The sequence below is a fragment of the Paraburkholderia sp. FT54 genome (genome assembly GCF_031585635.1).
Classification (GTDB): Bacteria; Pseudomonadota; Gammaproteobacteria; order Burkholderiales; family Burkholderiaceae; genus Paraburkholderia.
In genome coordinates this window covers 403,506-416,218 of sequence record NZ_CP134197.1, presented here as the reverse complement: position 1 = coordinate 416,218, position 12,713 = coordinate 403,506, and the positions used below count along the sequence as shown (strand labels likewise).

The 12,713-nt window shown below is 60.3% G+C and carries 11 protein-coding genes and 1 pseudogene; 7 read left to right on the top strand and 5 right to left on the bottom strand.

The window, feature by feature from the left end:
* Nucleotides 1-1,227: 1,227 nt before the first annotated feature.
* Nucleotides 1,228-1,659 carry a hypothetical protein gene (locus RI103_RS34715; RefSeq protein ID WP_310819298.1) on the top strand — a complete coding sequence of 144 codons (432 nt, stop codon included), beginning with the start codon at nucleotides 1,228-1,230 and terminating at the stop codon, nucleotides 1,657-1,659.
* A gap of 493 nt (nucleotides 1,660-2,152) precedes the next feature.
* Here RI103_RS34715 and RI103_RS34710 read toward each other — a convergent pair whose 3' ends face one another.
* Entirely contained in the window at nucleotides 2,153-2,626 is a 474-nt protein-coding gene (locus tag RI103_RS34710) for a hypothetical protein (RefSeq protein WP_310819297.1), read from the bottom strand.
* A gap of 15 nt (nucleotides 2,627-2,641) precedes the next feature.
* Here RI103_RS34710 and RI103_RS34705 point away from each other — a divergent pair, with 15 nt between their 5' ends.
* From RI103_RS34705 to RI103_RS34680, 6 genes are all read left to right on the top strand, one after another.
* Nucleotides 2,642-2,971 (top strand): hypothetical protein, encoded by a 330-nt coding sequence (locus RI103_RS34705; protein WP_310819296.1) that lies wholly within the window; start codon nucleotides 2,642-2,644, stop codon nucleotides 2,969-2,971.
* Nucleotides 2,972-3,286: 315 nt separating this feature from the next.
* Nucleotides 3,287-6,073: a bifunctional YncE family protein/alkaline phosphatase family protein gene (locus RI103_RS34700; protein ID WP_310819295.1), complete on the top strand. Its 2,787-nt coding sequence runs from the start codon at nucleotides 3,287-3,289 to the stop codon at nucleotides 6,071-6,073.
* Nucleotides 6,074-6,398: 325 nt separating this feature from the next.
* Nucleotides 6,399-8,468 carry a TonB-dependent siderophore receptor gene (locus RI103_RS34695; RefSeq protein ID WP_310819294.1) on the top strand — a complete coding sequence of 690 codons (2,070 nt, stop codon included), beginning with the start codon at nucleotides 6,399-6,401 and terminating at the stop codon, nucleotides 8,466-8,468.
* Nucleotides 8,469-8,480: 12 nt separating this feature from the next.
* Nucleotides 8,481-9,179: a MotA/TolQ/ExbB proton channel family protein gene (locus tag RI103_RS34690; protein WP_310819293.1), complete on the top strand. Its 699-nt coding sequence runs from the start codon at nucleotides 8,481-8,483 to the stop codon at nucleotides 9,177-9,179.
* Nucleotide 9,180: 1 nt separating this feature from the next.
* Complete coding sequence (locus tag RI103_RS34685) at nucleotides 9,181-9,582, top strand: biopolymer transporter ExbD (protein ID WP_310819292.1); 402 nt, start codon at nucleotides 9,181-9,183, stop codon at nucleotides 9,580-9,582.
* 1 nt (nucleotide 9,583) lies between these two features.
* Nucleotides 9,584-10,336 (top strand): TonB family protein, encoded by a 753-nt coding sequence (locus tag RI103_RS34680; RefSeq protein WP_310819291.1) that lies wholly within the window; start codon nucleotides 9,584-9,586, stop codon nucleotides 10,334-10,336.
* Between the two features lie 67 nt (nucleotides 10,337-10,403).
* Here RI103_RS34680 and RI103_RS34675 read toward each other — a convergent pair.
* The 4 genes and pseudogenes from RI103_RS34675 to RI103_RS34660 all read right to left on the bottom strand — a co-directional run.
* Nucleotides 10,404-10,505 (bottom strand): annotated as a pseudogene (locus tag RI103_RS34675) (IS6 family transposase); the annotation flags it as partial.
* Nucleotides 10,506-10,539: 34 nt separating this feature from the next.
* Nucleotides 10,540-11,070: a cache domain-containing protein gene (locus RI103_RS34670; protein WP_310819375.1), complete on the bottom strand. Its 531-nt coding sequence runs from the start codon at nucleotides 11,068-11,070 to the stop codon at nucleotides 10,540-10,542.
* Nucleotides 10,971-11,414: a metal-sensing transcriptional repressor gene (locus tag RI103_RS39795; RefSeq protein WP_409077067.1), complete on the bottom strand. Its 444-nt coding sequence runs from the start codon at nucleotides 11,412-11,414 to the stop codon at nucleotides 10,971-10,973. The genes RI103_RS34670 and RI103_RS39795 overlap by 100 nt, the downstream gene beginning before the upstream one ends.
* A gap of 90 nt (nucleotides 11,415-11,504) precedes the next feature.
* Nucleotides 11,505-12,713, bottom strand: coding sequence for an HlyD family efflux transporter periplasmic adaptor subunit (locus RI103_RS34660; protein WP_310819290.1), 1,209 nt, complete (start codon nucleotides 12,711-12,713; stop codon nucleotides 11,505-11,507).

Here is a 12,713-nt window from a genome sequence, read left to right as displayed (position 1 = left end):
CAAACTCAAATCGTCAAACGTCAGTTTTCTTGCCGAGGATATCCCCGCGGCAACGGGGGTCCTCGGTGTTGGTTGTCGGTCTACATGTCAACTCCTTTAGTCCAAAGCGCTCCTGCCAGAGGTTGGCAGCCTTCACAAAACGTGCGGATATTACTCGCAGAGATACCTAGGTTAGTTTGCTTCGAGAATTAATCAAAAAAATTTCCAGCCAGCATATAATTTACTGTGCTGTTTTCTTATTTTGTATTTCTCCGAAGGTCATAATACTAATATAAATATATTAAATCGACTCACTCGAAACTCCTCCGCGCTGGACGCGTGTCAGAGAAATGTAATTTCTGACGTCAGAAGGACGAGATGAACGAGGCTATCCGTGCGGCGCGAGTATCTTCTCCCGGCTTCTCTTGTTGGAGTGAACGTACACCCAGTTGGCTGGATGATTTATCGCGCGAGTCTGTTTTACCACTGGATTCCGCTAGGAAATGCCCAAAGGCATCTTTCAAATGCCCAATTATGCGATGGTCCAGCCGGTCGTTGGATTAAGCGATGTAGTCCAGTACCATTTCGAGTCCAATTAATATCACGCCGGACTCCCTGCGATCCGACCATTCTGTCCAACACCACAAACGGGTGGAATTTCGGTAATCTTGCGACCGGATTATGCGAATATTTTTTCGGTACACGGTTACATCGATTATTTCGATTTTTTTGTGGGGATAGGATTACTTCTTGTAAATTGCAGCGATACTTTTACATAGTTTCAATAGCTACGTAAAAAACCCGGGAAAGATCCCGGTTCCGACGCCGATGCTTGACAGTGAAGCTCTTCGCTCGACACTCTCGCGGATATTTTTACGTACGAGCACTTCTGCCTCCCGGCGACAGCTATCGACAGATGACCATGAACCATGCAGACCCGTGAAATACGCGATTGCGGCATATCTTGGAAAGCGCCATTCCCGAACTGGTTCTGCCGCAGGCGCCGCGCCCGACTGCCAGTCTGACGAACTTGTTAGGACTGTGCCGACTTTCGGAACATTGACCTGTATCAATCCTCCTTTCCACACGACGTCTAAGCTGGGACCAGTAGACGTAAAAAGATGCTTGCCCTTGGCTTACTCGCCGACCGTCCTCTTTTGGTTTTTTCGGCGTATGGCACCGGCCCCTAACGGGATTCACTGTCCACACGCGCCTTCGCAAAAGCCGCCGACTCAGACGGAGCTCTTCATGGCCCACCGCACCGACGAAGTTGCATATCTGCTGGACCGCGCAACGAAGCTTGACTCAGCCGTGCGGGCTCTTGCACTCGCGCTTGAGACCCCCAACGAGGAGCCGGGACTCGCACTTAAAGGCATCACATACAAGGCGTTGAGCGACCGGCCCGGCTTTGCGGTCACGCTCCACGGTCTAACGCTTTTGCCCGTATGTGAGCAAGTGCTGGACCGAGCCTGCGATTGTCCCGATCTCTACGCGCGGATTTGCCTCCGCCTGCCTTCCGATGGCGGGAAGCCGGGCCAGACAATCGTCACTCTTATCATTGCAGACACTGGCGACTATTCGGACGATGGCACAACCCGGCTGGCCTACAGCACATATGACATCACGGGGAGACCCAGCGACCTCAGCTTTCTGCTCCCACAAGTGACGTCTGCTGCGTAGAACGAGTAGCCATAAGCAAGCTTGCGGCCTCGGCGGTTTCCGCCATTTTCTGTGCGTTAAGTGCCAGAATTGCGCTTACCCCACTCTGCGTTTCGGCAGTGACAACACAAAATTGGAAACGCATTGTTGCAACGTGGGCTTGAAAAAATCGGTCCCACACCTTAATGCTTTTAGCATCCTTTAATCCGCCGACCATTGGGATGATCCGGGTCGTTAATTTCGTCGGAAAACCAGGCGACGCGAAGCGAACGGATGGAGCCATCGAGCGGCCGGTTATCGCAGGCGGGTCTATCCAATCGACGCAAGCGACTGGAAAATAAAGCGAGAATTGTGGCGCCGCCAAACCACTTCACCCACCACAGCGATTAATTTATCTTGAGAACCCCGGATTTCCTCGTTATGAATGGCACGGCGGGATGGGCAGGTCACGTGGACCCCGCCCCCTGCGAAAAATGACCCCGTTTGAACACGGCGCTTCGCATAACCTGGACACCTAACAATGTTTGACAAAGAAATATTCGCTCCAGTCAGGCTGCTTGAATAAATGATCGGTGTCGCTCTTCATGGCGATTACACCTGAAGCTCCTGAGAGGCTCATGGTCACATATTTATTCAGCTTTTTATCAAAACGCGAAATTAGGACGATATCCCCAGACACAAGCGGCCTTTGCTTCGTTACCATTTCGGCCCCCTCAAAGGATTGTGCGCTGCCCCGGATTCGAAGCGTCCAATCACCCTCGGGAGACATCTCTGGGGACCTGTACGTCAAGCCGTAAAAGGTTTGGCGGTTGTGAACATAGTCCTCCATTTTGAGATATCCACCTGCCTCTACAATCTTTAAACTGACCGTGTCTCCCGCGAGGACTTCATCTCCTTGTTTTCCGTGAGGCCCGGTGATGATGAACGATGCCGCTCTGCCGCCGGGAATGACCCGTCCCTCAGGAAGCTGCGGATACAGCTGAAGCATGCCCTCGTTAGAATCATGGTAAAAAATACGGGGGCCGTTGCCGTAAGTTGTTCGCAGCTGAAGAGTATCTCCGTAACGGATAGCCGTACGGAAATGAAACGATCGCGGAGCAGCCGCAACGGGCTATGCCCACCGATCGGTGCGTTGTTGCGCTACCGCACGCGCATCGTGCGCGTGATCGCCGAAGCGCGTGGACAGCGCGCGATGATCGAGTCACTTGATACGGCGGGCAGGACCGTTGTCAGCACCGTCAAATGGAACAGCCTGCGCAAACTCGGCGCCCACGCATCAACTCGACAGAGCCATCGAGAGCATTTTTTATTCTTTATTTTTTTATTTTTTTAAAGAGTGAAATTCCTGAGGATTTGAATAATAAGTTGCATGCACAACCAGTCAATCCGCATTTTTTCCCGCGCTTAATTCACGTTTCTGACATGCGCAAACGTTAAATTTTACTGGCTGAGGGACAGGAACACTCAATCAGGGTAACAGGACAGATCTGAGAAGTTCAGTTCAGGAGCAGAGATTTCAATTCTGTTTGTCTTCTGGAGATATAAAATGAAAAAAAGCAGGTGGATGCAGTCTGGTATTACATTAGTATTACTGACTGGTGCAGTACTTTTCCCAACCCTTGAAGCAGGCGCAGCACCTCAAGGCAACATGGAACTGTTGCCGACCGGCCAGTTCATCTCCCCCAGAGCCATTCCGGGCGCCGTCCAGCAGTTGCTGAATCCGCAGCTTCCGGCCAAGTCGACCCAGGTGGTCAGCGGTGCCATCAAGTCGCAACTGAGCCCGGACGGCAACACGCTGGCCGTGATCACTGCTGGCTACAACACCGTCTACACGGGCGCCAACAACAGCACGCTGGACAACGCAGATTCGACCCAGTACATCTTCATCTACGACGTGTCGGGCGCGAACAAGGCGAGCCCGAGGCTGGTGCAAGCCATTCACCAGAACAACGCGTTCGACGGTCTCGCCTGGAATGGCAACCAGACCCTGTACGGCACCGGGGGCGCTGACGACACGGTCTATGTGTACAACCGCGCGTCGGCTGCCCCGTCGACCCAATGGGCCCAGACCACGGCCATCGCGCTAAACCACACCAAGGGTATCGGCTCGGGTGTGAAGCCGAACGCTGGCGGTCTGGCTGTGTCTGCTGATGGCCGGACCCTGGTCGTTGCCAACAACTACAACGATTCGATCTCGATCATCGACACGGGCTCGAAAACGCTCGTGGCGGAATATGACCTGCGTCCTTTCAACACGTCGGGCCAGCAGGGTGTCGCCGGCGGCGAATACCCGTGGGCGGTTTCGCTGAAGGCCGACGGCACCGCGTTCATCTCGTCGGTACGTGATCGTGAAGTCGTGGTGCTGAATCTGGCGAACCCGGCTGCGCCGCAATTCATCACGCGCATCCCGGTGAAGGGCAATGCGTACGGCATGACGCTCTCGCCGGACCAGTCCAAGCTCTACGTCGCGGTGTCGAACGCCGACCAGATCGCCGTCATCGATACTGTCAGCCACCACGTTGAGAAGACAATCGACATCGCCAGCCAGTCCGGCGACGGCAACGACCAGGGCAGCGGCAACAACAAGAAGTACAGCGGCCGCGATACGGTCAATGTGACCGTTTCGAAGGACGGCAGGACCCTGTATGCGGTCAACAACGGCGACAACTCGATCGCGGTGATCTCGCTCACTGGCGAGAACGGCTACCATGTCAACGGCCTGATTCCGACCGCCTATGCGCCGAAGGACATCACGCTGAGCGCCGATGGCTCGCAGATGTACATCATCAACGGCAAGTCGGTCACGGGCCCGAATCCGCTCTACACCGCGGGGACCAAGGCACAGTACCAGTTCGGTCTGGAACAGAGCAGCCTCGTCAGCGCCCCGGTCCCGATGGGCGATGTGCTTGCCCGGCTGACCACCCAGGTGGACGAAAATAACCACTACTCGGAGAAGGAGTCGGATAGCGATCGCGAGACGATGAACTTCCTGCGCGCTCGCATCAGGCACGTGATCTACGTCGTCAAGGAAAACCGCACGTACGACCAGATCCTAGGCGACCTCGGCAACGGCTCGAACGGCGATCCGACGCTGACGATGTACGGCAACGCCACCACGCCGAACTTCCACAACATCGCTACCAACTTCGTCACGCTCGACAACTTCACCGATCCGGGCGACGGTTCGATGGACGGCTGGTCGTGGGTGCAGCATGCGCACGTCACACCGACCGAGGAAGTTTCGCAGCAGGAGAACTACGCTGGCGTCAGCCGCGGCATGGCGTATGAATCCGAAGGCGATAACCGCGGTGTGCCGATTGGCCTCGCGACCACCGCCATGCGCGACTTCGCCACGAATGGCGGCTACACGAGCGCTACGTCGTCGCTGCCGGGTGGCGCGGCCAACGCGCTGCCCGGCATCGCCGACGTGACGGTGCCGGATGCGCCGTTCGGCTATCAGAAGGCGAGCATCTACGACGCAGTTCTGCAAGCCGGCGGTTCGGTCCGCAACTACGGTGGCATGGTCAACAACGTCGGCACGATCGGCACGATCGCCAACCCGCTGCTCAACCCGGCCGGTACCAACAACGTCCAGGCTCACCCGCTCAAGGCGTCCCTCGTGAACCTGACGGACCAGTACTACCGCGGCTTCGACCAGGCGTATCCGGACACCTTCCGCGAACTCGAATGGAACCGCGAGTTCCAGCAGTACGTCGCGGATCGCCAGCTCCCGGCGTTTGAATTCGTCCGCATGGGCTCCGACCATACCGGCAGCTTTGCGCAGAACGTCGGCCAGATGGGTTCGGTTGAGCAGCAAGAAGCCGATAACGACTTCGCGGTTGGCAAGCTGGTCGAGACGGTCGCGCACAGCCCCTATGCGCAGGACACGCTGATCGTGGTGGTCGAGGATGACTCGCAAGCCGGTTCCGATCACGTTGACTCGCACCGCGCGCCCGCTTACGTCGTCGGCGCGTACGTGAAGAAGCACGCCGTCGTCAGCACCGCCTACAGCCAGGTCAACGCGCTCCGTACCATGGAAGACGTGCTCGGTACCCAGCACATAGATCTGAACACGGCCTACGCCAAGCCGATGACCGACCTGTTCGACACGAAGTCGGACGGTTCGTGGACTTACACGGCCGCTGCTTCGACGATCCTGAAGGGCACGAACGTGGGCAACGTGGCGAGCGGCACCGACGGCAACCAGTTTGCCCAGGGTGAAGACATCCATCCGCTGCATGACGCGACGTACTGGGCGAACGCGACGAAGGACTTCGACTTCTCCAAGGAAGATCGTGTTCCGCCGGATCTGTTCAACCGTGTTCAATGGAAGGGCGTGATGGGCGACAAGCCGTATCCCGTCCCGCACTCGATCTACTCGAAGGTCACGGCTGACGGCACGAAAACGGTCGCGGCTCTCGACGACGACGACTAAGCAGATCGTCGCATTGTCAGGTTCGAGCGCATCGGGCGGGCTTGCATTGCCCGATGCGCGAGATCCGAAGTAGCCAGTCACGGCGGGTCGCCGTACCTACGGACGGCCGCCCGCCGACCTTTTCACTACCGTCTACTACAATAGCCAGTACTGCGTGAAAGCAACGAACGTACCCACGTCCCGAACCGCGATTGCCGTATCGGCGCTATTTGCCGCTCTGTCATTCGCCCATGCTGCGAAGGCTCAACAAGCTCAACAGGAGCAGCCTCAGCAAGCACAACAGACCCCAACCCCACAGACGCAACCTGCGGGCACGCTCGGCGAGGTGTCCGTCAACGCTGCGACGGCCGCGGTCGCGCGCGACCATAACGTCAACGACCCGTACCAGGTCACGGGCGTCAGCAAGACGGGCACCGCGCTCGGCGATCTGCCGATGAGCGTGCAGGAAATTCCACGCGGGCTGCTCACCGAGCAGGGCGCGACGAAGCTGCAGCAGGCCGTCAGCAACGCGAGCGGCGTGAGCGTCGGCGGCACGGACGCCAAGGGCTTCTTCGATCACTTCATGATTCGTGGCCTGCAGGCGCAGGTCTACACAGACGGGTTCTCCGACGGCGACCAGGTGAATGGCGTCGTCCATTCGCTGAACGGCGTCGAGCGCGTCGAGATTCTTGAAGGGCCGGGTTCGGCGCTGTTCGGCAGCGGGCCGCCCGGTGGCACGATCAACATCGTCCACTACACGCCGTCCCCCCAGTTTCATTACGGCGCAGATGTGCAGGCCGCCTCGTTTGGCACGGTGACCGGCAGCGCGTACGTCACCGGGCCGACGGGCGTCCCCGGTCTCAACTATCGCGTCGACGCGACCGGCGCGACCTCGGACGGCTTCCGGGATCTCGCGTATTGGAACAAGGAGATCCGGACGGCATTTCAATGGAAGCTCGGCGACCACAAGTTCGACTTCTCGATCGAGGCGCAGGACACGCGCTCCACGCCCGATTCGTACGGCTTGATCTATCTCAACGGCACGCCGATCCATAGCGTGCCGATCGACGCAAAATATTCGACGCCGTTCGCGTTCGCGCGCTCGAACTACGTGCGCCCGACGCTGACTGACGCGTGGCGGGTCAGCGACTTTCTGACGATCAACAACCGCCTGTCGTTCCTGCATCGCAGCCTCGAGTTCGACGGCAACGGCGACAGCTCGAGCACACAAGTCGTCGGCGACGAGGTCGTTCACCGGCAGTTGCGTCAGCAAGACGATTCGGATAACACGCTCGACTATCAGCTCGAGCCCGTATGGAAGTTCAAGACGGGCAGCGTCGGCCACACGCTGCTGACTGGCTTCGAGTACATGCATCAGGCGATCAATACCGATCGCGCGACGGCGGACCTGCCGAACATTCCGGACGTGTTCGCCCCGGTGCCGCCCGAGACGTCGATCGCGAGTCTCACGTTTCAGTGCAATGCGACGCACTCGTGCGACAACGATCACCTGGTCGGGAATTTCTACAGCCTGTACGCCACTGACCAGGTGGACGTGACCGACCAGCTGAAGCTTCGCGCGGGTGTACGCAAGGACTGGTGGGACACGTCGCTCACGCCGAACATCACGGTGCCCGGCCGCGTCGACAACGAAGGCGAGCCGGTACTCGCGGGCCACACCTACACGCGCAACGACGCGCCCGTGAGCTGGAACATCGGCGCGCTGTACAAGCTCACGCCATGGATGTCGCCGTATTTCGGCATCTCGCGTAGCTACCTGACGAATTTCAACTCGGAGGACACGCAGTCGGGCATCGGCGAGCCGGAAACGGCGCTGCAATACGAAGCAGGCGTCAAGTTCTCGTTTCTCGATGACCGCTATGTGCTGAATACCGCGCTCTTCGATGTGTCGCGTAGCAACGTGGCTTCGCCGCTGACGCTCAACGGCGTCGAAACAGTCGTGTTCGACAGCCAGAAAACGCGCGGCGCCGAAGCGTCGCTCGATGCGAGCATCACGCGACAGTGGCACCTGATTGCGAATTTCACCGCGCAACATGCCTATGTCACGAGCAATCCGCAAGGCGTATCGGCCGTCGGCAACAATCCGCAGGACGTGCCCGCGTACATGGCGAACCTGTGGACCACCTACGACTTCTCGATTTACGGCGTGCCCGGCTTTCATGTCGGAGCCGGCGTCAATTACATGAGCCGCGTCTACAGCGACATCACGAATATCAACTCCGTGCCCGCCTACGTGATCGCGAATGCGGCGTTCGGTTATCGGGCGCATCACTGGGGCGTGGACCTCAACGTCCACAATCTGACCAACCGGCGCTACTTCGTCGCCGCGAACATGGCGGGCGCTTATGTCGGCGAGCCTTTGAGCGCATACGTCACCCTGCATGCGGATTTTTGAGGAGGATCGATCATGTCGATGGATACCCTGTTACGCGTTACCCAACATTCCGGCGGTGTACTGTATGTGATCGCCGTGCTGCTATTCGTCTCTTTGACCGTCATCATCGAGCGCGTGTGGTTCCTGCTGCGGGCCACGCGCGACGCGCACGCGGCGCTTGTCGAGCTGGACCAGTACAAGGCACTCAACGCGAGCGCGCTCGCGGTCTGGGCCCAACGGCACGACGGGCTGCCGACGGGCAAGGTAATCGCAACCGCGGGCCGGATTGCAGGACGCGCCGATCGCGACACGCTCGCCGCGAGCCTCGAGGAAGCGGTGATGCGCGAGGCTCCCCGCATCGACCGCTTCCTGTGGGTGCTCGATACCGCCGTCACGCTGGCGCCGCTGCTCGGCCTGTTCGGCACGATCATCGGCATGTTCGACGCGTTTCAGGTGCTGTCGAATCCGGGCAACGCGCCGACCCAGGTGACAGGCGGCGTCGCCGAGGCGCTGATCTCGACGGCATCCGGCCTGTTCGTCGCGATGCTCGGACTCGTGTTCTTCAATGGCCTGCATAGTCGCGTGCGACTCGTCGTGCATCAGCTCGATACGCTGAAGGCCGCGCTCGTCAATCGCCTGACGAGCGACATCCCGGATGTCCACGTCGCGCGGGATGCGGAAGCCAAAACCCCGCAAGGGGTAATCGGGTCGCTCGCCCGGCGGGGAGCATGACGTGAAGTACTTTGAGGCACGCAAGGCGCGCATCGAGATCATCCCGATGATCGACATCATGTTCTTCATGCTGGTGTTTTTCATCATGATCACGCTGCACATGATTCCGAACGCGGGCCTGCGCACGCAACTGCCGTCGGCCGCGAGCGCACAGAGCCTGCCGCCGCCGAAGGTGACGGTGACGCTGGCGGCCGACGGCAGCGTGTCGGTCGACGGCCGCACGCTCAGCACGGCCGATCTGACCGCGCTGCTCGCGAAGCGCCCCGATCCGGCGCATACGGTGGTGACCATCGCGGGCGCGAAGGACGCGCAGTTGCAGAAGCTCGTGAACGTGATGGACGCGTGCCGCGCGGCCGGCGTTACGCAGGTATCGCTGGCCGCGCAACCGGCAAAGGTAGACTGACATGTCGTCGATGCCGACCGTCGCGCAGCATGCGCCGCATCCCGGCACATGCAAGCCGCTCTATATGTCTGCCACGCTCGCGCTGGCCGTCGAGGCGCTCCTGCTCGCGGGCGTCGGCGCGTGGCTGATTCATCCGCGCCTCTCTGCGCCGAGGCGGCCCGAGCCGATGACGATCACGCTGGCGCCGCCGATGGCCCAGGCGCCGATGCCCGCGCCCATCCCCGCGCGCGAAGTGTCGAAGCCGGTGCCGAATCCGGCCGTGCAGCCGCGTCGCGCTCCAGCGGTGCATCAGGCGCGCGTCGCGCACGCGGCGCCGCCGAAGCCGCAGCCGGTCACGCCACCGCCCACGCCAATTCCGGCGCCGAACACCGCGCCCGCACAGAGCGCCGCGCCGACCGAACCCGCCCCGGCTCCCGCTCCCGCACCGCGCCCCGCGCCAGCGCCCGTCCCCGCTCCGGGCCGCCCCGACGCGAGTTTTGAGGCCGCGCTGCGCGCCGCGATCGAAGCGGCGCTGCGCTATCCAGAATCGGCCCACATGGAAGGGATAACCGGGCGGACGCTCGTCGGGTTCGTCTATCGCGACGGTGCAATGTCCGACATACACGTCGTGACGTCCAGCGGCATGGGCCAGCTCGACCATGCCGCGCTCGCGGCCGTGCGCGACGCCGTGTGCCCGCCTCCGCCGCATGGGCTCGAGGGCAAGAGCCTGCCCGAGCAGCTATGGGTCGATTTCACGCTCGACAGCAAGGGGTGAAGACCATTGTTGCTTGTGTCGCGATAAGGTCGAGAATGAAAGAAGATTCCGAAATGACAAGGATTCCTTACGCAACCAGCGAATAGAAATGATCGGCAGCGGTTCGGGTAACGCCGTTGTCCTTCATCTGGCCTTTCCTGATCATATGCATCGTCTCAAGGCTCTGAATTCGGCATCCGAATGTGAGACGACCACGATGGAAATTACGGGCAAGACGCCGTGCAAGACATTACCGGCTCTTCGGTGGGCTGCGACAGGTCCTGCTTGCCCGCCGCGATCTGGTGCGTGGCGGTGCCGATCGAATCGGCCGAACGCTTGATCGTGCCGATCGTTTGCGTGAGTTGCTCCTGCATGCGCTTCATTGAAAACAGCAGGCTCGAGCGGTCGTCGGCTGCAGTCTTCACCACCGCAGTCAGATCGTTATTGGCAATCTGGTTGGCGATTTCGGCGGCATAGGACGGCTCGCCACCCAGTGAGCGGAGGATGCCGCGGTTCAGCAGTACCACAACAGCCGATAAAACGCCGGCCAATACCACCAGAATCCCCAGGCTTTGGTACAGCGACGAGCGGAATGCCGCATCGAGGTCGTCGACGTAGAGCCCCGTCGTGAGAATCGAGTCCCACGGCTGGTAGGTCACGTTGTAGGCGATTTTCGCCGAAGCTTCGGTGGCTCCCGGCTTCGAAGCGGCATTTGCAGTAAAGCCCTGGCCGTCGCGCTTGAACTTGCGTGGCAGCCCGGCCGCCGCTTCGCGAAAATGGCCGCACTCACGCGGTTATCGCAAGGGTGGCACCCCGGCGGCCGGTCGGACAGCGTTACGAACGACCGGGTCTCAACGGGCCGTCTCAGAGATCTCGTAATTTCCTTGAACTCCGCGAGTGCTGCCTTCGCAGAACTGCCATCCGCACCAGCCTGAGCGTCGAGGCAGTGGCCCTCGTGGTCGTGTATCAGCGCCTTCTGCGCGTTGGTGATGGTTTTTTCGATGGCGTGGAGTTGTTGCGCAACCTCCGCGCAGTTCTGGCCAGCCTCGATCATCGCAATCGTGCTGCGCAGATGGCCTTCGGCACGCTTCAGGCGCAGAACGATGTCGGGGTGGGATCTTTGGCACGAATCTCTCGCCGTTTAGCTGGAGTCGTCCATCACATCATAGCCAAACTCCACACCTATTTATTATCGATAAAGGCCCCCCACACCGGTACCGATCTTGTCGTTTTCCTTGATAAGTCTTCTTGCGAGCGAGTCCGCGTGCTCCATGTCTTCATCGCGGGCAGGCGAAGCGCTGGCACCCGCTGGATCGATAGCCGTGTTTAACGTGCCGTCGAGTTGATGGGTATCGACCGACACGGTCATCGACAGGCCGACTCGCAGCGGATGCGCGGCCAGTTCCGCAGGGTCGAGGGAAACCACCACAGGCACGCGCTGAACGACTTTGATCCAGTTGCCGGCCGCGTTTTGCGGGGGCAACATGGAAAACGCACTGCCCGTTCCTGGCGACAGTCCGGCGATCCGACCGTGGAATACCATTCCCGCACCATACAGGTCGGAGACGGCGGAAACCGGCTGGCCGATTCGCAGGTTGCGGATCTGTCCTTCCTTGAAGTTTGCCTCAATCCATAGTTGCTTGACCGGCACGACCGTCATCAGTTGTGCGCCGACCGGTACTGGCTGCCCGATCTGGACCGAGCGCTGGGCCACGGCGCCTTCGAGCGGCGCGACGATGGTCGTGCGAGCGACCCGTATATAAGCGAGCTTCAATTGCTGTATCGCCAGCATCACGGCCGGATCGTCTTCGATAGGCCCGGAGCCGCTCGCGGCAAGGCCGCTGGCAAGCTGACTGCGCGCCGCGGCAAGATTGGCCTGCGCAACCTCGACCGATTCCCGCGCGCGCGCGTACTCCTCGCCGGAGACCACCTCCACCGTTGCACCAGAGCGCGCTTTCAATGCCTGTTCGGCCAGCGTGAGTTCCGCGGCACGAGCGTTGACGGCGGCCCGGTACATCGCATTGGAGAAGTTGGCGCTGCGGGCCTGCCTCACAGCGCGGATCAGTTGCGCTTCGGCCTGCCCCAGCGCGATGCGCGCCTCGGTGTCGTCGAGCTGGACAAGCGGTTGCCCGACCTTGACGTACTGCGTATTGCCGGCTAATACCGCGCTCGCGGTGCCTGCCACCTGCGCCGCGATCGGCACGACGTTGCCGGCGACATACGCATTATCCGTTTCGTCGGCGTAGCGCCCGGAGATGAACCAGTGCACCCCGGCCGCAACGGCCACGGCTGCCGCGATGCCGAATAGCACCGCCAGCATCCGGTTTCGCCGGGTGATCTTGCTGGGATCGCGCTCTGTCACCGCAGCGTGGTCGCCAAGCAGGTTTTCTGTACTCAT